18 protein-coding genes are annotated in these 23,998 nt (G+C 40.2%); 14 read left to right on the top strand and 4 right to left on the bottom strand.

Translation table 11 applies throughout. The features are described 5' to 3' along the window. Both ACZZZC_RS15255 and ACZZZC_RS15250 read right to left on the bottom strand, forming a co-directional pair. Positions 1-1,749 carry a hypothetical protein gene (locus ACZZZC_RS15255; protein ID WP_463487556.1) on the bottom strand — a complete coding sequence of 583 codons (1,749 nt, stop codon included), beginning with the start codon at positions 1,747-1,749 and terminating at the stop codon, positions 1-3. Positions 1,750-1,861: 112 nt separating this feature from the next. Continuing rightward, positions 1,862-2,755 carry an AraC family transcriptional regulator gene (locus ACZZZC_RS15250; RefSeq protein WP_463487555.1) on the bottom strand — a complete coding sequence of 298 codons (894 nt, stop codon included), beginning with the start codon at positions 2,753-2,755 and terminating at the stop codon, positions 1,862-1,864. Between the two features lie 251 nt (positions 2,756-3,006). Between ACZZZC_RS15250 and ACZZZC_RS15245 the strand changes: the two genes are divergently transcribed. Genes ACZZZC_RS15245 through ACZZZC_RS15230 form a run of 4 tightly spaced genes read left to right on the top strand, consistent with a single transcriptional unit; the run spans position 3,007 to position 5,974 of the window. Beyond that, positions 3,007-3,921, top strand: a complete 915-nt coding sequence (locus ACZZZC_RS15245) for a 3-hydroxyacyl-CoA dehydrogenase family protein (protein WP_463487554.1) — start codon at positions 3,007-3,009, stop codon at positions 3,919-3,921. Positions 3,922-3,938: 17 nt separating this feature from the next. Beyond that, positions 3,939-5,066, top strand: coding sequence for a mandelate racemase/muconate lactonizing enzyme family protein (locus ACZZZC_RS15240; RefSeq protein WP_463487553.1), 1,128 nt, complete (start codon positions 3,939-3,941; stop codon positions 5,064-5,066). Positions 5,067-5,071: 5 nt separating this feature from the next. Then, complete coding sequence (locus tag ACZZZC_RS15235; RefSeq protein WP_463487552.1) at positions 5,072-5,482, top strand: DMT family transporter; 411 nt, start codon at positions 5,072-5,074, stop codon at positions 5,480-5,482. Positions 5,483-5,488: 6 nt separating this feature from the next. After that, positions 5,489-5,974, top strand: a complete 486-nt coding sequence (locus ACZZZC_RS15230) for a DMT family transporter (RefSeq protein ID WP_463488241.1) — start codon at positions 5,489-5,491, stop codon at positions 5,972-5,974. Positions 5,975-6,330: 356 nt separating this feature from the next. On the opposite strand, the gene ACZZZC_RS15225 is transcribed toward ACZZZC_RS15230, so the two are convergent. Then, positions 6,331-6,516 (bottom strand): hypothetical protein, encoded by a 186-nt coding sequence (locus ACZZZC_RS15225; RefSeq protein WP_463487551.1) that lies wholly within the window; start codon positions 6,514-6,516, stop codon positions 6,331-6,333. A 765-nt stretch (positions 6,517-7,281) separates the two neighbouring features. Here ACZZZC_RS15225 and ACZZZC_RS15220 point away from each other — a divergent pair. After that, on the top strand, positions 7,282-7,743 hold the full coding sequence (locus ACZZZC_RS15220; RefSeq protein WP_463488240.1) for a peptidoglycan recognition protein family protein: 462 nt from the start codon (positions 7,282-7,284) through the stop codon (positions 7,741-7,743). 70 nt (positions 7,744-7,813) lie between these two features. Here the strand turns inward: ACZZZC_RS15220 and ACZZZC_RS15215 are convergent, their stop codons facing one another. After that, positions 7,814-8,548 (bottom strand): GntR family transcriptional regulator, encoded by a 735-nt coding sequence (locus ACZZZC_RS15215; RefSeq protein WP_463487550.1) that lies wholly within the window; start codon positions 8,546-8,548, stop codon positions 7,814-7,816. A 424-nt stretch (positions 8,549-8,972) separates the two neighbouring features. On the opposite strand from ACZZZC_RS15215, the gene ACZZZC_RS15210 reads away from it, so the two are divergent. The 9 genes from ACZZZC_RS15210 (at position 8,973) to ACZZZC_RS15170 (ending at position 23,870) form a co-directional block, all read left to right on the top strand. Then, on the top strand, positions 8,973-10,748 hold the full coding sequence (locus tag ACZZZC_RS15210) for a class I mannose-6-phosphate isomerase (RefSeq protein WP_463487549.1): 1,776 nt from the start codon (positions 8,973-8,975) through the stop codon (positions 10,746-10,748). Positions 10,749-10,753: 5 nt separating this feature from the next. Further along, positions 10,754-12,166 carry a sugar porter family MFS transporter gene (locus ACZZZC_RS15205; protein WP_463487548.1) on the top strand — a complete coding sequence of 471 codons (1,413 nt, stop codon included), beginning with the start codon at positions 10,754-10,756 and terminating at the stop codon, positions 12,164-12,166. A gap of 62 nt (positions 12,167-12,228) precedes the next feature. Continuing rightward, positions 12,229-15,381 carry a SusC/RagA family TonB-linked outer membrane protein gene (locus ACZZZC_RS15200; protein WP_463487547.1) on the top strand — a complete coding sequence of 1,051 codons (3,153 nt, stop codon included), beginning with the start codon at positions 12,229-12,231 and terminating at the stop codon, positions 15,379-15,381. A 22-nt stretch (positions 15,382-15,403) separates the two neighbouring features. After that, positions 15,404-17,026 carry a RagB/SusD family nutrient uptake outer membrane protein gene (locus ACZZZC_RS15195; protein ID WP_463487546.1) on the top strand — a complete coding sequence of 541 codons (1,623 nt, stop codon included), beginning with the start codon at positions 15,404-15,406 and terminating at the stop codon, positions 17,024-17,026. A gap of 10 nt (positions 17,027-17,036) precedes the next feature. Then, on the top strand, positions 17,037-18,164 hold the full coding sequence (locus ACZZZC_RS15190; RefSeq protein ID WP_463487545.1) for a SusE domain-containing protein: 1,128 nt from the start codon (positions 17,037-17,039) through the stop codon (positions 18,162-18,164). 50 nt (positions 18,165-18,214) lie between these two features. After that, positions 18,215-19,423, top strand: coding sequence for a glycoside hydrolase family 76 protein (locus tag ACZZZC_RS15185; protein WP_463487544.1), 1,209 nt, complete (start codon positions 18,215-18,217; stop codon positions 19,421-19,423). 16 nt (positions 19,424-19,439) lie between these two features. Then, on the top strand, positions 19,440-21,794 hold the full coding sequence (locus ACZZZC_RS15180) for a GH92 family glycosyl hydrolase (RefSeq protein WP_463487543.1): 2,355 nt from the start codon (positions 19,440-19,442) through the stop codon (positions 21,792-21,794). Positions 21,795-21,833: 39 nt separating this feature from the next. Then, positions 21,834-23,006: a glycoside hydrolase family 76 protein gene (locus ACZZZC_RS15175; protein WP_463487542.1), complete on the top strand. Its 1,173-nt coding sequence runs from the start codon at positions 21,834-21,836 to the stop codon at positions 23,004-23,006. Positions 23,007-23,012: 6 nt separating this feature from the next. Further along, the gene (locus ACZZZC_RS15170) at positions 23,013-23,870 is read left to right on the top strand and encodes an ROK family protein (RefSeq protein WP_463487541.1); all 858 of its coding nucleotides are present in this window, start codon (positions 23,013-23,015) and stop codon (positions 23,868-23,870) included. The last annotated feature ends 128 nt before the right edge of the window (positions 23,871-23,998 follow it).

The following is a 23,998-nucleotide window of genomic DNA, read 5'->3' as shown; positions in this document are numbered from 1 at the left end:
TTATTTCCGATCGATTAGAATCAGATCATATTCCTTCATCGGGATGATAAGTTTTTTTTGGTAAACAATTGTCTTTTCCTCCCGCATCTTTTTGTTACTATCCCATATTTCATAATGAAGCTTAGTTCCGTCTTTTAAACCGGGAATTTGGAGGTCAAGTTCTGTATCTTCAATAGCCAGTAGGGCGCTAACATCCGATCCAACAATCCCCCATACGTTGGAGGAAGGCAGCGTTCCGCCGCCTGAAAGCAAGTCTGAAATTAGAAAATTGGTCTGCCAATGAATTGTACTGGCCGTGATCAAATATTTATTGTTTTTTCCGACCACAAAAGGACCTTTTCCATAGGTACTATTGGGGCTGCTAATCACATTTCCTGTAATACTTTTATCGGTTATGATAATCCCATCTCTAAAATCCTTGCCCCTTTGTACATCCACACCAGTAAACCTGAAATAATTTTCTTTATAATAGCCGGTGTAGGGTATTTCAAATTCCTGGTCTTCCGGAAGCGATGCCTGCATTACTTGTTGCGAACCTCCTGCATATTTAAAAGCGATCTTTGCATTTACGCCGCAGTTGAACAAAACATCATACCATGATTTGCTTAGTTTTCCGCTCGGAAAGTATCCTGAAGATTGCAGGAATACCTTTTTATTAGAATCAAATAAATTTCTTACGTCTTTCGGCAAATCTTTCTCAGATTTTCCAATATAAATCCAGTAAGCATCAGCAGGCACAACTTTATCACTCACAATCACATCATATCCTGCATGAAAAGCGCCGGTGGTAATTGCATCACCAGAATTAAATAACTTATTCCAGCCGGATTCCTCGCTGCTTGGTTGTGCATCCTGTTCATCCAACAGTACCACAATATTCATTAAGGGACGTTTGTTCGTTTGTTTTTTCACAAATTCATTAATCCAATCCTTTGTGTATTGAGGATCAAACTTTTCGAGGCCACCAAGAATTAAAAAGTTGTCTATTCTAAATTGTAATGCCCTAATCGTCGCGAGATAAGAGACAACAGCAGGAGATTTTTGCATGTCTATACCCCAATCTCGAGTAATTGGGGACATCATCGATGTTGGCTTACCCCAAAATTTTGCCCAACCCAGTCCCAACGAACCATTTTGAGCCAGCGTGGCCACAGCATAATTTTTATCCCTTTTTAAGTAATAATTGTAGGTATTGATAATGCTTGTACTGGGCCAAAGCTGTTTGAAACTATATTCCCGCAACAGCATCGGGTCGGTGCCAGAAATATAGTCAACATTTTTTTTCTTTAAGGTGTTGGCAAGTGAAAGAAAAGCATCAGGATTGGCTTCAAAGCATTCCTCGAAAACAGCATCGATGCCATTATTCGCTAAATCTGTTATGGTAGAGGCGATTGTTTCTTTGTTCCATTGATTTTTTGTCCAGTGATAAGGATTAACTCCTTCCATATTCACCATTACTTTTATATTGTTTTGATGTGCGGTACTGACAATCGGGGTAAGTCGATCTTCCCCTTTTTTTGCCCAAGTCTGGGATTCCAGATACTTGGAGGGAAAGTAATAATTCATTTTGTCATCTTCGAATGAAGCTCCCCAATAAAGAATTCCTCCCCAGCCGGCTTTAATTACTTTCGGTAATTCCTCGGATTCATCAGTCCAGAATCTGGGGTTATATTGCTGGGCGGATACGAACTGCAGCCCTAAGATTTGAAGAAAAATAATAATAAGGTTTATTCTTTTGAGTACTAACATAACTGAAAAATTGATTTGGGCCAAAGTTATTCGCCTTCTGTTTGGAAGGCGTAGCGTAATCTATTCAATTTGTGTACTTTTTTAACATTTGCTTTTATGAGCTACCAATTGATTAACTCGCGAGTGCGCTACTGCTGATTCCAATTCTAAGAAATCGCTTTTTATAATCTTTTGGAATGATACCTACCACTTTTTTAAAGTGCCTGTAGAAGTTGGAGAGATTGTCAAATCCACTTTCATAGCAAATTTCTGAAATGGTATGATTGTCCTCCATCAGTAGCCTGCAGGCATGGCCGATACGGATCTCAGTAACGTAATCTGAAAAGGTTTTTCGAGTATATTTTTTAAAGTATCTGGAGAAAGCTGCCATGCTCATATTTAGCTGACTTGCAATATCTTGGACATAGATTTCGTCAGTGTAATTATTAAGGATAAAATCAAAAATGAGGTTGATCTTGTCTGTTTCACCACTTATATTGGCGGTGTAAGTGGCTAATAAAATTGGCTCAATATCTTCCGAATTGGAAATGGATATCAAAATATCTAGTAGGGTCGTTAGCCGAAATTGTGGCGACTGGCTTTGCATACTCAAGAGCTTAGCCGATACTTCTTCTTTAATAGTGCCTTTTATTCTTAGCCCTAGCGCTGATTTTTTTAGTAATTTATTTACACTGTGCATTTCCGGAATTTCAAAAAAACTTGTTCCAAGAAAGTCTTCAGTAAAATGTAGATAAGTAATTTCGGTATCTGAATGTTCTCCGTTTGGAAGTTTTTCGTGGTTATTTCGGTATAGATGGGGAATTTCAGAACCAATTAAGGTCAGATCACCATCTTCAAAAAATGAAACATTATCTCCGATAAACTTTGTTCCCTTTCCTTTACTGACGAGTATGAGTTCGTACTCTTTATGAAAATGCCACGGATCATTTATATACTCACAGCTCATTTTTTTGTATAGAAAAGAAGAATTTGGTGCAAATGGTATTTTGTAGAGCTTAGCCTTCATACTTATATTATATTTCTAATTTTCTCTGCGAATTTCGGCTTGTATTGTTAAAAAAATATAAACACAGTAATAAGTTTATTGGTTGATAACTTTTTCTTAATATTTTGTTGATTTGGTTTTGTTAAAATAGTATAATAAAAGATTGAATTACCATAATTTTTTCGCCTTACAAATAAATATTTTAGGCATTTATATCTTAACATTTTTATGGTGTAGCATAAAAAATGTTAAGTTCAATTAATTGCATTTAAATGATAGGAACAGTTGGGGTTGTAGGGCTAGGTCTAATGGGCAGAAGCATCTGTGTGTGTCTGCTAAGGGAAGGGCATCACGTTGTCGTTTATGATCATGATGTTGAACGAATCGAAGTTAATAAAGCAGAAATACTCGCGTTGCTAAGTGGAAATCTCTCTGCTGAAAATTTTGAAGATACCTTTGGAAAATTAGAATTTGTAAGTAAACTCGAAGATTTGGTTAAAGCTGAATTGTTATTAGAATCAATCGGCGAAGATTTGGATGCAAAATCTACATTGATTCATCAGCTAGAGCGTATACTCGGAGAAGATGTTATTATAGGATCCAACACGTCGGCCATTCCAATTAGTGATCTTCAAAAAGGAATGAAATTTCCAAAAAGACTTTTAGGGGTCCATTGGGGAGATCCTGCTCATATTTCTCCTTTTATGGAAATTATTCTTGGTGACCATTCCAGCGAAACCAATGCGGAAGTCGTTTTAAATCTTTCAAGTAAATGGGGGAAAGATCCAATATTGGTTAAGAAAGATGTTAATGGTTTTATTGCAAATAGGTTAATGTATGCACTTTTTAGGGAGGCTATTCATCTTTATGAAAATGGTCATGCCTCAATAAAAGATATCGATAAAGCTTGCATGAATGACATGGGCTTATGGATGGGTTTTGCAGGACCATTTACCTATATGGAACTCACAGGAGTAAAAAACTATGCAAAGGTGATGGAGAATCTATTTCCTGATTTGAGTACAATGAAAGAAATACCGACTAACTTAAAGGCGCTGATGAACCAGGATCGAGTTCAACTAAACTCCTCATTTTATCGAAGATCTCCTGAGGCTCTACAAGAACTCGAAAAAAAATTTATGGATTTTTCAGCAGATATAAAAACGCTAACAGATCAATATAAATAAATCAGCATAGAAATTTAATGCAATCAAAAATTAGAACCATTCGGGCAACAAAGGTTATCGTTCCGCCCAAACCCAATAGTATCAATTCGGCAAATATTGAAGAAAGCGATAAAAATTTTGCGCAAAAGTTCTTGACAGGAAATTCCTGGTCCGATTTCGCTATCCAGCCTAAATGGATAATTGAAATTGAACTTCAAAACGGAATGATTGGAATAGGAGAAACGTATAGAAGTGCTCCGGAATTTGCCATTAGAGAAGCAGTGGCTATTTTGGTAGAAAAAGACATAACGAAACTAAACTGGAAAAACCTTCCTATAAAAGATCAACGTGTTTACGAATCATTTGAAACAGCAATCCTTGATCTGGTTGGGCAGCTTTTAAATGTTCCTGTTTATCAGTTATTGGGCGGCGGTTATAGAACCGAAATAGAATGTATGGGATGGACTGGTAGAAGAACACCAGAAGAGGCAGCCAGTAAAGCCTTTGAATCAATGTCGAAAGGGCATAAAGTATTTAAATTTAAATGTGCTGATGATGATAGCATTTCAGACTGGTTCGATCACATTCATGCCGTTTGTAAGAACGAAATAAAAATACTTCTGGATCCAAATCAAAGATGGAAAGATGTAGAAACTACACTGCGCTTGATGAAAAATGTTCCTTCAGAAATGATGTTTGGTTTAGAAGACCCAATTGCGCATCATGATATCAAAGGTTATCGTTTTTTGAAAGAACAATTTAGTTTTCCAATTTATCGCCACATATCGCTACCTTATCATCAGGAGATGAGTGATATTGTCGGATTTATAAAAGCAGATGCTGCCGATGGATACAACTTTAATGGCTCAGCATATCAATGTATTCTTCTATCCGAGATATCCAATTTGGAAGGAAAATCTTGTTGGAGAGGCTCTGAGGTTGATTTAGGGATTTCAGAAACAATGGGGCTTCACATTGCTGCTGCAAGCATTAATTGTACTTTGCCGGCAGATATATTTGGCGAATTGGTAAGAGAAAATGATATGATCAATCAGCCGATTTTAATTGAAAATGGGAGGGCAGCAGTTCCACAGTTGCCAGGATTAGGAGTTACCTTGGATTACGCGGCACTGGAAAAATATGCAATTCAGAAAATGGTTATCTAGTTGTGATGTCCAAAAATAAACTTTCCTGGTTTATGTTAATTGCCTGCAATTTAATGTGGGCAATGCAATTTACGTGTATCAAATTGGTGCAGGACCAAGTTGGACCATTGTTTACCATTTGGGCGCCAATGTTGCTGGCGACTATTATGCTGATTCCGTTTTTTCTGACTGAAAAAAGAGAAATAAAGCGAGAGTGGAGTGATTTGCTTGTACTTTTCAGACCAGTAATCTTTGGTTCTTTTCCCGCTCAACTACTAATGACCATTGGTACACAACAATCGACGGCTACAAATGCTGGCCTGATCACACTTATTCTGCCTATATCGACTGTCGGTTTTGCTGTACTCTTATTGGAAGAAAAACTAACCTGGAGCGCATCATTAAGTATAGTAATTGCTGTAGCAGGTGTAATATGATGTTCAATCCAAAATATCAGCAATTTTGCGTTTGAAGATGGATATATTGTTGGTAATGCGTTAATCTTATTGTCTGTTATCGCAAATGCATACTACAATGTAAGTTGCAAGAATTTGTTGCTTAAATTTTCAGATGTCGAAGTCGTATTTTTCACTTATTTAATCATCTTGATTGTTTTAGGGCCGTTTGTACTATATAGTGAGTCAGCCACTTTTTATAAAATCCCTGATTTTACACTCAAAACCTGGACTGGTTTAATGTTACTTGCTTTTTTTCACAACTTCCTTTCGATGGTTCTTTTCTTTAAGGCTTTGAAAAATCTTTCTGCCATTCAAACTGGGATGTCAAATTATATGATCACACTTTTTGGTATACCGATAGCCGTAATATGGTTAGGTGAAAAACTGGACTTTATCACGGTTCTCGGAGGTACATTAATTCTTTTTGCAACATTTTTACTTGCCCTTTCCACCAGGAAACCCCTCAGCTAATTGAATTCTTCGTTAATAAATTTATTTAAGAAATGGTCCAAAATTATTCTCTAAAACTTACGGTTAGGAAAATAATTTATGATTATAATTTTATATAATTAGTTGAAAAATATTTTTATTAAAATGTCAAGTTTTTTGGTTCAAAGTTTCCCGGTAAAGGTTTTTTGGAGATGATACTGCAAAGATTGTAGACTATATCAAATAAAACCTTTCAATTTTAAATCGTCCACTATTGGTTCTATAAGTAACAAAAAGGCTTTTAAATATTGAAAGTAATCCCGTTGATCGGTAGTAAAGTGAGCAATAATTAAAATAACTAAATATGGCGTTATAAAAAACTTTAATAAGTTCAGACTTTAATCGGTAATATTCATTATCCATTTCTGGAGTGCCACTTTTCTGGATTTTCGCTTAGCTCTGATTTTTTTCTTTTTGTCTACAACTTTGGGGATTAGCTTTTCTCTTTCTTTACGTAATTTCATCAACCTACCAAGCTCATCATACTCTGTCATCTTAATGTCTAGTTCTGCGATTCTCTCCAAATCAGCAATAAATTTCTTACTAATTCGAACCGTTGTCGACCCAATCGTACGGTATTCCCTTAGGGATACCGTACTTTTCTAAATAATATTTTGTAAGCAAAAATCTCTAAAGCTTATAACTGATAAAATATTTCTTTCCTCAAATTCATTAAATACTAGACATTAAGTGATTGTTACTGTATTAAATAAATAAAACGTAATAATCTCCCTTCGTATCAATTTAAAAAAGTAATCGCTTTGTTGGAAGCTTTATCTGTAATAAGATGACAAATATTCAGGACTTTTAGATTCACTACTGAATCTGTTGCTTACTGAAGACGAAATTTTCGAATTCCTATAGAAGGAAGTAGTTTGTATGGGATTTCGCCAAAATAGACAGCGGATTCCTTTCCAAAATGTAAACCCATAAATTAGCCCGACTTTGAGCATATCTTAAAGAGTCCCAAATATATCCATTCCTATCATTTAAAAAATTCAGCATGATTTCGAACCAGATCTTGCCACTGCAACACGTGTTACATTTTTTTAATCAGGCTAACTAAAATATGGTTTATAATAACGCTGATTAATCCATAAATTTACACTGTATCTTATTTTTCACCCATGTTTAAACACCGGATTGTTTTACTTCTTTTATCATTTGTTTTGCCTATCCCTGTGGTTAATGCCCAGTCAAAAAGTTCTTCTAACCGAGATACGGTTGTGATAGTTCCAAAAAGTGAATGGAAAGGAGTAGAAGGGAAGCCTTACAAGCAGTAGGTTCCGATCAAGATTACCGTACATCATGAGGGTGGCAAAGTTTTAAGCAAAAATGATGATGCAAAACAGCGGCTCAAAAACATTCAAACCTGGGGTATGGGACCAGATCGAAAGTGGGCAGATGTTCCTTATCATTTGCTGATTGCTACGGATGGAACAGTTTACCAGGGAAGAAACCCGCTTACAGTAGGCGAGACCAATACGGAATATGATCCGACCGGTCATTTACTGATCTGCTTTCTAGGAAATTACAGCCAGCAGAAACTGGATAGAAGATTGCGAAAGGTATTGGTCAATCTTTTGGCAGATCAATGCATCAAGTATAACATCGCCGCAAACGAAATCTCTACCCATCGAGACCATAGCAGCCAAACCACTTGCCCCGGAGAAGAGATCCATTCTTATTTTAAAAGCGGATACATGGTAAAAGAAGTAACTAAAGCGCTTAAGAAACGCAGGTTTATTTAGACCAATAGGCTTGGAGAATTAAGCATTAAAAATCAGGCTTGAAACCTGTGTTCCTATGCCATAAAAGTAATTATTCGCGCCTGCTCTCTACGGTGTACACAAAACTGTCGGCTTTATAGTAACCCAGATTATATTCAATAGGTCTTTCTTCGATATCGTAAACAAAACGCTTTCGAAACAGGATAGCGGAACCAACATTCGTTTCTAATTTTGCCGCAATAAATTCATCTGCCAGTAAAGCACTGATTTCTTCTTTTGAAATCATGGCAACAATTCCATGCGATTTTTCGAGCATTTCGTATAGCGGCGCCTTATAATCTTCATCACCTGTAAGGCCAACTACCGGGTGGAAATAAGATTCGAAATAAACAAATGGCCCTTCCGGTCTGCCCCGGAGCCGAACGAGTTTAAGTATTTTTTTATCCTCTTTGATTCCAAAGAAACTGGCAATCCGCTTTTCGGGCAGCACCCAGCTTACATGGAGCTCAAAATTTTTGATCGGAATACCTCTGGCGCTCATTTCCTGAGAAAAACTCATCCAGTTTTTCGACTTGGAACTTAGCGATTTCGATTCCACCACTCTGGTGCCGACACCTTTCTTGCGGATCAACAGCCCATCGTAAACCAGTTTATTGATAGACTGCCTCAATGTTGTACGCGAGATATTCAGATCTTTTGACAGTTCTACCTCGTTTGGCAACAGTTTACCATCAATATATTCAGGAGATTCAATCAGTTTCCTGAGCAATTCTTCTGCCTGGATGTGAAGCGGAACCTGGCTTTCATGATCGATCTTAAGTTTCATAATCACGACAATATTAAAAAAAAAATACCTTTTTAAAGTATGTGTATACAAAGTTTGGTTTTATTTGCTTCCTGTAGGAGCACAGAAGCGGATTTGAATCAAAAAAAAATAAAAACATTTGGAAAATAATTTATAAATAATACATTTGTATGTACATACTACTGAATGTATGATCTAACCAAATTTATATAATGTTCTTTAATTCAACCAGCCGTTTTAGATTGATGCCGTCGAAGACAGTTTACCTTACTCAACATCATTGTTCGTTAAAAACTAATTGCACTTCAGGCTTAGTAAGAACATTAGATTTTATTTATTAAATCGAACTTAAGACCTGCAGTCTTAAAACGTCATATGGTTATGTATATACAATCACAACATGCAGCAAAATAATTTTTCCAATAATCCTTTTTTTAAGACCAACATGTCTATCGAAGAACCTTTAAGAAAAACCGAACAGGAAATCATGCCAGCACACCTTGACGAAATTACAAGAGTTAAAGGCTACGATATTTATCCATTTTTTAACCTGGGTGATAGTCAGATTTTCTCTGGTATCGAAACGTTATGCGATTACATCGTAAAACACCAAACTGTTGTCATTGATGGCTATACAGGTGTTTATTGGGATAATTTAATTACCGCTGTCAACACTGAACTCCAAACCAGGACTTTGCAACACAAGATAGTGGACATTCGCAAAGCAATGAAGCCCGAGGCAGAAATAGTTCGCACTACAGCGCCTTTTGTAGGTGAGGAAGACTCGGTTTGGGGCAAAAAAACTAATTTATCGCTTCGCGATTATTTTGACGAGCAACATCTAAAGTCTCTATCGTCAAATCAAGAGGCAGGAATTAACATCTTGATTGGTTCCGGCGCTTCATTAGCTGGCTGGGACGCTAAGCTTATCTATATAGATCTGCCTAAAAATGAACTGCAGCATCGCATGAGTGCAGGTTCCATCTGTAATCTAGGAATGACAACCGTGCTGGAACAGGTAGAGATGTATAAGCGTTTCTATTTTGTAGACTGGGTAATTTTAAATCAGCATAAAAAAGATTTAGCTGGCCTTATTGATGTTTTTGTAGATGCGCAATGGGATATCAACCTGAACTGGGCTCATGGAGATGATATCCGCAAGGGCTTGCAGGAAATGTCTGCTTCGGTATTCAGGGCAAGGCCATGGTTTGCACCGGGCGCCTGGGGAGGGCAGTGGATGAAGAAACACATGCCTCAGCTCGATCAGAATGAAGTGAACTACGCATGGTCTTTCGAATTGATTGTGCCTGAAAATGGTATCGTATTCCAGAGCGGTGGTTTGCTGCTCGAAGTTTCTTTTGATCTGCTGCTGTTTGCCCAAAATAGAAATATCCTCGGTCGCCATACCGATCAGTTTGGCGATGAATTTCCAATCAGGTTTGATTTTCTGGATACTTTTGATGGGGGAAATCTTTCCATTCAATGTCATCCCAGCCTCGATTACATTCAAACAGAATTTGGAGAGAACATTACCCAGGATGAAACCTACTATATATTGGATTGTAAAGACGATGCACAGGTTTACCTGGGCTTTCAGGAGAATATTAACCAAGCTGAATTTAAAACGGTATTGGAAGACAGCAATTTGAATGGAGTGGAGGTTGAGATTGAAAAATATGTGCAGGTTCATCAAGCTAAAAAGCACGACCTTTTTTTAATTCCGAATCAAACCATCCACAGTGCAGGTGCGCAAAATCTGGTGCTTGAAATCAGCGCCACACCATACATTTTTACTTTTAAGATGTACGATTGGTTAAGGCTGGATTTAAACGGTAAACCTCGGCCCATTAACATTGAGCATGCTTTCAAAAATCTTGATTTCTCCAGAAAAGGAGCAAAAGTAGCGCAAGAATTGATAGCAAAGCCAAAAGTGATTTTCGAAACTGAAGGCACCACCTGTTATCACCTGCCTACACACCAAGATCATTTTTATGATATACACAGGCTAGATTTTGATTCATCAGTAGAAGTGCAAACAGACGATGTATGTCATGTTTTAATGCTGGTAGAAGGTTCTTCGGTTTCGGTTACTACAGCGAATGGTTCGACGATGACTTGCCAATATGCCGAAACATTTGTTGTGCCAGCTGCTGCCGGAAGTTATACCATCATTAACCAATCCAACCAACAAGCAAAAGTGGTCAAAGCCTTTTTAAAATAAATACTATGGTTAAGCAAGATCAATATACATCAATACAAAAAAGCAGTTCGTATTTGTACCTGGTTTGCCTCGTTGCCGCTTTGGGGGGCTTCCTGTTCGGCTTTGATACCGCAGTAATTTCAGGAACAATAAGTCTGGTAACAAGGGATTTTGGCTTGAATGCCATTAGCGAAGGGTGGTTTGTGAGTTGTGCACTTTTAGGCTGCATTATCGGCGTAATTATTTCTGGCAAGCTAAGCGACAGGTTTGGTCGTAAAATCGTCTTGATCCTTTCTGCATTTCTTTTTCTTACTTCTGCCTTAGGCTGCATGTACGCAACTTCATTCACCTGGTTAATTGCGTTCAGGTTAATCGGAGGTGTTGGAATCGGCGTAGCTTCGATGGTTTCACCGCTTTACATTTCCGAATTTGCCCCATCAAGGCTTAGAGGAACAATGGTTTCCTTATACCAGTTGGCATTAACCATTGGTATTGTAACTGCTTATTTTACCAACGCTTACCTCTCCAATCATAGTGGGGATAATTTTGCCAGCCTAAGTGCCACCAAAATACTATCGCAAGAAGTTTGGCGGGCAATGCTGGGTTTGGGAGCCCTTCCGGCACTCATTTTTTTATTCTCCCTGTTTCTTGTTCCTGAATCACCAAGATGGTTACTTTCCAGGGGACAAAAGGGTAAAGCAGAAAAGATTCTGATTAAAATTGATGGTGAAAGCACAGCCCGGAAAGAACTGGATGCTTTCACACAGGAAGGAACAATGGAAGAAGGATCGCTGAAAACTTTGTTTAAACCTGTTTACCGCAAAGCATTGTGGATTGGTTTGTTGCTGCCATTTCTTTCGCAGGTTTGTGGGATTAATGCGGTGATCTACTATGGACCCCGAATATTGGAGCAAGCGGGCTTCACCCTAAATAATGCCCTTGGTGGTCAGGTAACCATTGGTTTGGTAAACGTAGTTTTTACTTTTGTAGCCATTTTTACTGTTGATAGATGGGGCAGGAAGCCGCTGCTTTATGTAGGTATCGGTGGCGCTGTAATATCGCTGATTATTATTGGTCTGTTGTTTCAGTTCGGAGTGATTTCAGGTCCGTGGATATTGATTTTCATCCTGGCTTTTATCGCCTGCTTCGCTTTCTCTTTTGGTCCGGTTTGTTGGGTAGTGATTGGAGAGATATTCCCAAACGGGATTCGCGGCAAGGCAATGTCTCTGGCAACCCTCACACTTTGGATCGGAAATTTCTTCGTTGGTCAGCTTACCCCCATAATGCTTCAGGGACTCGATTCATCATGGACGTTCTGGATATTTGCAATTTGCTGCTCACCGGCACTTTACCTCACCTGGAAACTCATTCCCGAAACCAAGGGCAGAACGCTTGAAGAAATAGACCAATACTGGCAAAAAGATCACCTAAAACATTAAAAATACCTCAACCACTAACCTAATATTCAGATGCATCTGGCATCACCCTTAAACTAAATGTTATGAGACATAAACTTTACCAAATTAAAAAACTAAAGCGATTGCCCTTCCGGCAGCTTCTGGTACTGGTTTCGATACTGGTTCCTTTTAGCCCAGGATATCTCGAGGCGAGATCGTCAGCTAAGCCAATAACACATCTCAATACGCGAGAAATTACCTTAAACGGTAAAGTGGTAGATGAAAAAGGTATAGGCCTTCCCGGTGTAAGTGTGCAAATTAAGGGTACTTCAATTGGTGCCGTAACGGATGCCAATGGTAACTACAGCATTACTGTTCCAGATAATCTAGCTTCCAGAAACCTGACATTTTCCTACCTGGGCTACGTTAGTCAGGATATTCCCATTGCTGGCAAAAAGACCATTAACGTACAACTGAAGCCTGGTGGAGAAAATGCCCTTGATGAAGTTGTTGTAGTAGGTTACGGAACCCAGAAAAGAGTTTCGATTACCGGAGCGGTGAGCACCATTGATGCTAAAAATATAGAAAACAAACCTGTGTTAAATGCTTATCAGGCTTTGCAGGGGGAATCTCCAAACCTGATTATCCAACAAACCAATCTTAATCCCGGGAGTAACGTAACGGTTAATATCAGGGGCGTAGGTACGCTTGGCGATAATACGCCGCTTGTGGTGGTAGATGGAATTGTTGGCGGCAACCTGAACACCATCAATCCGAATGATATTGCCAGTGTATCGGTTCTGAAAGATGCGGGTGCGGCAGCCATTTATGGTTCGAGGGCTGCAAATGGCGTAATATTAATCACTACAAAAGCAGGCAAGCTGAACCAGAAAACCACTATTTCTTATAATGGTAGTTATGGAGTACAGGATGCAAACGTTTTGGTACACAAAGTTCCGGCCTGGCAGAATGCTTATTATAAAAATGAATCTTTAGTGAATTCCGGGCTTAGTCCGGCATACACACCAGACCAGATCCAGCAGTTGAAAGATCAGGGCGACGGAACCTGGAATATTGAGAATCTTTTGCGTACGGCACCACAACAGTCGCACAATGTGAACATTGCTGGCGGCGGAGAGAAAAGTGCTTTTTTTGTCTCGGCAGGTTTTCAGGATCAGGAGAGTAATTTTATTGGAAACGGGGGCGAAGGGGCGAATTTTGGCTATCAAAAATATAATCTGAGATTAAACCAAACCAATGTGATTGGAAAGCTCAGAACCAATTTCATTCTCTTATATACAAAAACCAGGAATAAAACCAACAGCGTAGGAGATAATAATATTTTTGCAGATGCCAACCGTGTTCCCGCAAATTTTAACTGGCAGGATGAAAACGGAAATTACCTCACCAATCCTTTTGCTTCGCAATACAACGAATACGGCGTACTGGAAAAAGGGGGTTTCAATCAGGCGGATAACGATGAGATTTTCGGATCATTCAATGGTCAGCTGGAGATTACCAAAGACTTAAGGTTAACCGGACAGTTTGGTGGAACCTTACAAAATAACGGTACGTTTTTCCGTAGAACGCAGGTAAATTACCTTCCCTCGGGAGTATATGGTGATGATAGATCGGTGTTGGATGCCAATAGCAAATCGCAGCTTTTCAATACAAAAGTTTACCTTGAATACGGGAAGAAAATCGCCGATCACGATTTTAAAGTTCAGGTAGGTGCAGAAAGCGAAAATTATTCGCAACGCGGATTCCAGTTACAAAAAACGCTTACCGATCAGCTATTGGGAACGCCAACTACAGGTACTCTGGTAGATCAGATCAACTCTAATAATAGCCTAGGCATAAATGCTTATAGCCTGGTTTCTGCATTGGGCAGATTGAATTACAGTTTCAAAGACCGCTATATTTTAGAAGCAAATGCCAGGTATGATGCTTCTTCTAAGTTTGCAAAAGGTAATCGCGGCAGTTTCTTCCCGGCAGTAAGTGCAGGTTGGATTATCTCTCAGGAATCTTTTATGCAATCAATTGCAAAAACGGTAAACCTGCTTAAACTTCGCCTTTCTTATGGCGTTGTGGGAAATCAGAATGTAGGTAATTTTCAATACCAAACCACCTATTTCAATTATGCAAGTGCTTACGGCTTTAATGATGTTTCTGTAGGTGGGGCGGGTACCTTACTTTCAAACCGAGATTTAACCTGGGAAAAAGCATCAACTTTTAACATTGGTTTAGATGCCGGCTTTTTTGATAATAAACTAACAGCCACATTTGAATACTTTAATAAGGTAACCAGAGATATTCTTCAGCCGAGACAGGATATTCCAGCAATCTTCGGAGCAGCTACGCCAGATTTTAATGTTGCAAAAGTTCGGAGTAAAGGCTGGGAGGCTTCACTAACCTATAACCTCCGGGGAGAAAATGTAACCCAGAGTTTCAGCGTTAACGTAGCAGATAATCAAAATAAGTTGCTTCAGCTCTCTGGTGGTGCTACTGAGCAGATCATTAACCAGGATGTATTCCAGCTGCTAAGGCGAGTGGGTGAGCCTATTACCCAATATTATGGCTACCAAACCAATGGTTTTTTTCAAAATCAGGCCGACATTAATAACTCCCCAAAGATAGCTGGTAATGCTGTAGTTCCCGGCGATGTGAAGTTTAAAGATTTAAATAACGATGGGATAATTGATGCCAATGATAAAACTGTTCTGGGCAATCCTTTTCCACGCTATACTTTTGGGTTTACTTATCGCCTTGCGGTAAAAGGCTTTGACCTCCAGTTATTTATTCAGGGTGTAGGCAAACGCGAAACCTTTTTGCGAGGTGAGTTAGTAGAACCTTTCCATTACGGCTACGGAGCAACAGTATATGAGCACATGACAGACTATTGGAGCCCGGGTAATCCGGATGCCCGTTACCCGATTTTTGCCAACATCGGTTCGCCATCCAATACAAATAACTGGAGAACAGGTTCTGATTTATACAAATACGATGCTGCTTATGCCCGCTTAAAGAATGTGAACATTGGCTACACGTTGCCACAGGCGGTAACCAGTAAAGTTGGTATTAGCCGCCTGCGGGTTTCTTTAATTGGCCAAAACCTGTTTACCCTGAGCAAACTCAAATTTATTGATCCCGAAACCTCAGAGTTTGGAAATAATGTAAGCACAGGTTCCAGCTCAAACAGCGCCCGCCAGTATCCATTGCCAATATTTTATGGCGCTGGTTTAGACATCACCTTTTAATCACACGGTTAGCATTACTTATATGAAATCGATATTCAAAAACCTCATGATAGCGTTTGCCATCCTTGCTGTTGCAGGTTGCAAAAAGCTAGATATTGCACCCACCGATAGATTTTCAGACTTAACCTTCTGGACTGTGGATGTGAATGTAAACAACGCACTTAATAACAATTACAGTTTGCTTTATAACAGTTCGCTTTATTTCGAACCCGAAGCATTGTCTGATAATGCTTATTCGCCATCAGGCGATCTAAATTTGATTGCCAGTGGAAATGCCACTTCGCTTACGGCCAAGTTTGCCGGAGACTGGGCCAGCTACTACCGCACCATCAAATCTGTCAACATTTTCCTTGAAAATATTGATCAGAACAAAACCCTTCCTGCGGCAACAATTGCCAGAATGAAAGCAGAAAATCAATTTATGCGGGCTTTTGCTTTGTTTAATCTGAGCAAATGGTATGGCGATGTACCTCTTCCAGATCATGATTTAACACCAGAAGAAGCGCAGGTAATTCCGCGAACTCCAAAGGCTGCAGTAAGTGATTTTATTATTGCTCAACTAGAGGCTGCAATTCCGAATTTGCCAAGCAAAGATCAGCTTCCAGCGAGTGAAAACGGTAGAATTACCAAAGGCGCTGCACTTGCCCTGCAAATGAGAACACTGCTTTACCAGGGAAATAAAATGAATGAGGTGATCGCAGTTTGCGAGAAGCTCATTAATAACCAGTCTACTTACGGAACTTACGCTTTAACGCCAAGCTATAGTGCCCTGTTTAGCGATCCGGCTACAAATAAAAACAATAGCGAAAGTATTTTATCGCTTCAATATGTACCTACGGTAAGGACGTGGCAGAATTTTTGGGATTTTGCACCAAGAACCGTGGGTGGCAGGGTGAGTGCCATGGCGCCAACTCAGGAACTCGTTGATGATTACATCATGCTGAACGGCAGGGGAATCAAAGAAAACGGATCCGGTTATGTAGAAAGCAATCCTTATATCAATCGCGATCCCAGACTTACCGCAACCGTAGTTTACGACAGATACAGCTGGGTAAATCCGAACAATACAACCAAATCCATTTATATTAAACCTGGTTCTGATCCGGTTCAGCCTGGCCTTGATGAATATTCTCCTGGTTCACAAAGTGCTTCGGCGACAGGTTATTATTGGCGCAAATATTTTGACCCAATTGCGTTATCGAGTTTCGTTTCTGGTAATAATTTACATCTTTTTCGCTATGCGGAAGTACTGTTAACCTATGCAGAAGCCAAAAATAGTCTTGGTCAAATGGATGCTGCAGTTTGGGCAAAAACAATTGGCGCACTCCGCTCAAGAGCGGGCTTTACCGATGCAGGCGCATTGAGTTTTCCTTCCGGCGACCTGACCAATGTAATCCGACGAGAACGTCGGGCAGAATTAGCAATGGAAGGCTTAAGGGTAGACGACATCAGGCGATGGAAAGTGGCAGAAATAACCATGAATGGCTTTGCACACGGCGCTAAATTTGCAACCGATCAAAATGTTGATGGCGGCTACATCAGAACGCAGCAACGTAAATTTAATCCGCAAAGAGATTATTTATGGGCAGTGCCTTCCAGTGAAATTGGCCTCAACAAAAATTTAACACAAAACCCAGGCTATTAAAACATCTAACATGAAAAATCTAAAAACTATATTCGCCATGATGCTGCTGGCCTCCGTTGCAGTGTTCTCCTGCAAAAAGGATGAAAAAGATTTGAATGAAAACATTGGCCCTGTTGGCACACTAAGTACGCCTTTAAATCAGGCTGCAATCAAACTCACGCCTTCTAATGCTGCAGCTTCACAGCAGTTTAAATGGACTGCTGCAACGCCTGAAGATGGCGGGCTTATCCTCTACGAGGTTGCATTTGATAAAGAAGGCGGCAACTTCTCTGCCCCAGTTTTTAAAGTGGTATCGGATGGTGGCGGCGTGCAGCCTCAGGTTACTATTTCTCACAAGGATTTAACCAAAATTGCTGCATTATGCGGAATCAGTTCTTCCTCAACAGGAAAAGTAAACTGGACGGTTATTGCTTCAAAAGCCAGCAGCAAAAAAGTTGGACAGGAAACCAGAACGCTACAACTTGAGCGCCCCGCTGGTTTTGCGGAGGTACCCACAGATCTTTATTTAACTGGTTCTGCCAGCGAGGGTGGTGATGATCTGGCAAAGGCAGTGAAATTTAAAAAGTTAGAAGAAGGTATCTTCGAAGTATATACGTCACTAAAGGCCGGAACATATAGCCTGACAGATAAAATGACCCCGGCCGGAAGAAAGTTTTTTGCGGAAGGTGCTTCCATAAAAGAGGGAACATCAATCATTACGGTTAGTGGCAATCCAAAAGCCTTTTACATGAAATATGATTTCAATGTAGCCAGCGTAATTGAAGTGAGCGAGGTACAAAGTATAGGTCTTTATATGTCTGCTTACGGCAATGAGATTGGTCAGCTCAGTTATACTTCGGGAGGTACCTGGCAATCTGGCATTATCCCTGTAGTGTTTTATCAATTTTCATGGGGCAGAGATGAACGTTACAAGTTTGCGCTCCATACTTCTGGCGGTATCAAATATATGGGCAGCAGTAACGTAAACAATGTAAGCCCTGTTGGGCAGGCGGCATCCTATTTTTACCTCAATTCAGTAAGCAATGATCAATGGAACAATACTTACAAGTTCAATCCATCGGCTGATAATAAGAGCATAAAAGCTACTGTAAATTTAGGGGCTGCGGGTCCATATACTCACAGCATTGTTACCCAATAATAATTTAATATTCCGTTTGTGAGCGATCGCAAGGCGAAACATATTCTACTATGAAAAAAATAATTAAAAATACACTGTTGGTTATTGCTCTCCTGGGTGCCGCTGCCTGTAAAAAAGGGCCGGATCCGGCACCTGTAACACCACCACCGGTAGTTCCGCCGGTGGTACCTGGCGCTCCCATAAACTATCTTCAGCAAGCAAAAGAAACCCACACTTTTACGGTGAATAACCTGCTCACTGCAAGCTATGGTTACCGGGCCAATACCACTTCAAAATCAAACAATTGTTTTGAATGGTATAATGTGAGTCAGATTTATGCCGATGCTGCAATGGTTGCTGCAGGAGAATCCAGTTACCTGGTTTACATGAACAACACCTTCAAGTTCATGGATAACATGTGGGATAAAAAGGATTTGCGAGGTGGATATTTTGCCTCGGTAAACCTTGATGGAACCGGTGCGGGCGGCGATAAATATGTAGATGATAATGCCTTGAGCGGAATGGTTTATCTGGAGGCTTATGATATTACTACAGGTGCAGATAAACAGGCTTATTTAGCCAAAGCCAAAGCCTGTGGAGATTGGTTGATTAACAGCGGACTTTGGGATAATGTGTACGGAGGTGGCTTCTACTGGAATACGCTCAAACCAGAAAAACCAACTCAAACCAATGGGTTAACATTACAGTTGTTTTTAAAACTATATAGTTTGACCGGCGGATCTATTTACAGAGATTGGGCCCGGCAGGTTGATACCTGGCTGACGGCAAAAATGTTCGATCCTAATACGGGATTGTATATTTGGAAAATTGATGGAGCTGGCGAAGGGACGAAAAGGACTCAAAAATTTACTTACGACAATGCCATTATGATTGAGGCATTTATTTTATACAGTAAGATTATGAACGACCCGGCTTACCTCACCAAAGCACAGAATTTGGGCAAAGCGATGAACAACACTTTATGGAATGCGATATATAAAGGTTATGTTTTCAACACTGCAGAAACAAGGATTAATCCTGCCTGGTGTGCATGGGGTTCGCAAGCCATGATCCGCCTGTATGAAGCCGATAAAAATCCAGAATGGCTGGTTTATGCCAAAGAAAACATTAACCGCTTAAACATCGCGAACCGAAATACCACCAACATGGGTTACTATTTTTTTGCTGGTTTCGATGGCCAAAGCCGTTCTCCTGAAATGGAAACGGTAGATCAGGCCTGGATGCAGCGCCTTCAGGCCATGTTATCAAAATACCAATAACAAGATTCCATATTTTATGAAAACAGCCTTTAAACCAGTATTGATCATTCTCTTTCTTTTCGTTTCTTCACTTGCAACGTTTGCCCAGGATTTGCTGAAATATGTTAACCCAAACATCGGAACAGCACATAGCAGGTGGTTTTTTTACACACCAGCGGCAGTTCCCTATGGCATGGCCAAACTTGCTCCCTCTACAAATGGCAGCTATGGTAATTTGCAAGGCTGGGAAGCAGTAGGCTACGATACCCGCCATCATTCTATTGAGGGGTTTGTACATTTCCATGAATGGCAGGTTGGTGGCATCAGTTTTATGCCTACGGGAGGAACATTAAAAACTGTGCCGGGAGAACTGGAGAAGCCTGGAAGCGGATATCGCTCCGCCTTTGATCGGAAGAATGAGGTTGCGCAACCCGGGTATTACGGGGTGTTGTTGGATGATTTCAAAATCAAAGCAGAACTTACGGCTACTAAACGTGTAGGTTTTCATCGTTATACCTTTCCCCAGAGCAATAGTTCGCGGATCATGTTATCCATTGGTCAGGTTCAGGGAGAAAGTGGCCCGATAACAGATGCATCTGTGGAAATGATCGATGAAACACATTTTCAGGGCTTTGTTATTACTTATCCTAAATATGTAAAAACCTATGACGAAGGAGGTCGCGTGGCGATGTACTTTTATGGAAAGCTTAATAAAAAACCTGCAGCCGTTGGCGCCTTAGGCAAAGATGTTGCTACCGCGAATCAGAGATATGCTAAGGGAATAGGGGCAGGCTTATATTTAGACTACAAAACTGCTGCAAATGAGAGTATTGAAATCAAGGTTGGTCTTTCTTATACCTCCGTTGCAAATGCGAAATTAAATCTGAAAACCGAAGCAGAAAACTTAACGTTTGCTGGTGCAAAAGCTGCTGCTCAGGCAGAATGGAATGCCCAGCTGGGAAAGCTAAAAGTATCGGGGAAAAACGAATCTGATAAAACAAAATTTTACACCGGTTTATACCATGCCTTACTTGGGAGAGGAATCGCCAGTGATGTGAATGGCAATTTTCCAAGGCATGATGGAAGTATCGGTCAATTACCTAAAGATGCAAAAGGAAAATTCAGTTATAATTTTATGAATACCGATGCCATTTGGGGTGGATTCTGGAATTTGACCCAGCTCTGGGCGTTATCTTATCCTTCGCATTACAGTGATTTTGTACATACGCAGTTAGAAATTTATAAAGAAAGAGGCTGGTTTGGAGATGGAATTGCAAACAGTAACTTCGTTTCGGGCGTGGGCACAAACTTTGTGGGTTTGGCTATCGCGGGCGCCTACCAGGCCGATATCAGAAATTACGATTTGAACCTTGCTTACAAAGCTGTTCTTGGTAATGAATTAGGTTTTCGCAACCGGTTGGTTGGATCGGGTAAAATGGATACCCGCAGTTTTGTTAACAAAGGTTATGTGTCCTATTTAGATGCTGATAAAACCGATTCTACAGGTTCTCATTTTTCAGGTTCTCATACACTGGAATATAGTTATAGCGCTTTTGCTGCGGCTCAGTTAGCCAAAAAGCTTGGTAAAAATGAAGATTATAAAAGGTTGATCCAGTTATCAAACGGATGGCGAATGATTTTCGATCAGGAACTGAAGCTGGTGAGACCCAAAACTGCCGATGGAAAATTTATAGATAAATTTAATCCTTTAGAAGCGTGGCGTGGTTTTCAGGAAGGAAATGCTACACAATACACCTTCTATGTTCCGCAAAATCCGCAGGCTTTGATTCAGGAGATTGGCACAAAAACTTTTAATGAACGGCTGAATAACATTTTCGAAACTTCGCAACAAAATGCATTTGGTGGCGGTAAAACCATTGATGCCTTTGCAGGAATCCAATCTCTTTACAATCATGGAAATCAACCGAATTTACATATCAGCTGGTTGTTTAATTATTCCAGCGCACCGTGGCTAACCCAGAAATGGACAAGGGCAATTTGTGATGAATTTTATGGAACGGAAAGTATCCACGGTTATGGTTACGGGCAAGATGAAGATCAGGGACAATTGGGTTCCTGGTACGTAATGGCTTCGATGGGACTGTTTGATGTAAAAGGATTGACCGATGCTAAACCGACCATCCAGATCGGAAGTCCGATTTTTGACCGGTCGGATATTAAGCTCGCCAACGGAAAACAACTCATTATCACCACAAAAAATAACAGCAAACAAAACGTGTATGTTCAGTCGGCTACCTGGAACGGAAAAGTCCTTGCTCAGGCCTGGCTTTATAGAGATGAGCTGATGAAGGGTGGCACGCTAAACTTCGTGATGGGTAATAAGCCCAATAAGAAATGGGGTGTTGATAATCAACCACCTTCTGTGCAATAAGTCAACAGCTATTTATCAGGTAATTTATCGCAACTATATATGAAATATGTATTGATCATCATCATTTTGATGTTGTCTGGGGAGAGTTTTGCCCAGGATTTTCAGTCTGCTACGGTTTATAAACAAAAAGCCGATTTGTTCTTTGATAAAGTCTGGTCGCATTATCGATCGAAGAACCATCCAGGTCTTTTTATTGAACATTTCCCTGGAGGTGAGCAGGCGAATCTGGATTATTTCCAGGGTGCCCAAGTGAAAGAAAAAGAAGTGAGTTTCCTATGGCCTTTTTCAGGTATGTTTTCTGCAGCCAATATTTTGATCAGATATCCTGATTTGAAGGAAAAATATGAACATTATCTAGATACCCTGGCGGTTGGTGTTTGGGCTTACCGGGATACTACCCGTATGCCCGTGGGTTATCAGGCTTATCCGGCCAGGCTGGAAAAATCCGATCGTTACTATGATGATAATGCGCTGGTTTGTATCGATTATGCAGAGGCTTATTTAAATACAAAGGATGAGGCTTATGTAACTAAAGCCAGAGAGGTATTCCAGTTTATCATCAGCGGTTGGGATGAGAGACTCGATGGCGGTGTTTATTGGCTGGAAGGTCACAAAGATCAAAAGCCAGCCTGTAGCAACGGTATGGCCACTTTGGCTGCATTAAAACTTTATCAGGCTACACAAGATCAGATATACTTAATCTGGGCGAAAAAATTTTATCAATGGATGAATTCAAGGCTTCGAAATCCAGATGGCATTTATTATAATGATGTAAAAATGGATGGAAAGCCCAATCCAACGTATTATACCTACAATACCGGTTCGATGCTGGAATCTGCCGTTTTACTTTATGAGATCACTAAAGATAAACTTTACCTCAATGAAGCGCAACTGGTTGCTAAAAATTCTTATGCTTTCTTTTCCAAAAATGAGAAAGGTATACGGACGTTCAAGGTCGACCTTCCCTGGTTTGTTACGGTACTTTTTCGTGGCTACGAGGCCTTATATAAGGTTGATCAGAATCCGGTCTATATCAAAGCCATCGCCTCAGATTTGGATGTGGCCTGGAAAAAATCGGTCGATCAATACGGTTTTCTAACTGCCAGGTGGGCTACCGACCAGGCGGCAAAACAGAAGCCGAAATGGTTATTGGACGAAGCCTGCATTGCTGAGCTCTATGCCCGGATTGGATTATTGAACATTAAAAATTAAACAAATATGGCTAAGCATATTATACTCGGCGTTGATATCGGCGGATCGCACATTACTTCTGCACTGGTTAATGTGAAGGACGGCACTATCTTAACAGGTTCTCTTCAACGCGAAAAAATCGATGCTATGGCTGATGCCGGGCACATCATTTCAGCGTGGTGCAAAGTGATGGATAGAAGTCTTCAATCTGATGGCAGCGGCGGCAAAATCGCGATCGCAATGCCCGGCCCATTTGATTATCAAAACGGTATTTCTTACATGAAAAATATGGGGAAGTATGATGCGCTTTATGGAATGGATATCCGTAAGTTAATCTTGTCGGAATTAAAACACGAAGTAAATGAGCTTCATTTTATTAATGATGCCGGCTGTTTTCTCCAGGGCGAAATCAGCCATGGCCCAGCGGCCGGTTATGATGCTGTTGCAGGTTTTACTTTGGGTACAGGTTTTGGTTCTGCATTTGGTCTCGCGGGGTTTGCTACAGATGGCAACTATTGGTGCCACCCTTTTATGGGCGGCATTTGCGAAGATTTTTTCTCCTCGCGATGGTTTGTTTCAAAATACAATGAGTATGCCACATTAAAAGTGAATAATGTTAAAGAGCTCATTGACAATATTGATTTTGGAGCACCCATGTTACAGGTTTTTGATGAGTTCAGCATCAATTTAAGTGCTTTTCTTACACAACTTTATAAAAAACGAAAGTTTGATTGTGTAGTACTCGGCGGCAACATTGCCAAGGCCGAACAACTTTTCTTGCCGCAATTGAAATATCACGTTCAAACAATGGGAATCAATGTTCCGATATTTATATCACCAAAAGGCGAGGACGCCGCACTTATTGGGGCGGCTTGTTCTGTTTAGATGTATTTATTACCAATAGGAGGAGAAATGTCAATATATCAGTGAACTATGATGGTCAAGTTGAGATATCTTTGTTTATCATTTGCTTTTTTCCTTTGTGAAGCCTATAATTGACGCCAATACAATAT

This window comes from Pedobacter sp. AC212 (assembly GCF_979258625.1).
Note: the sequence above shows the minus strand (reverse complement) of the source record. Positions and strands in the feature narration are given on the sequence as shown.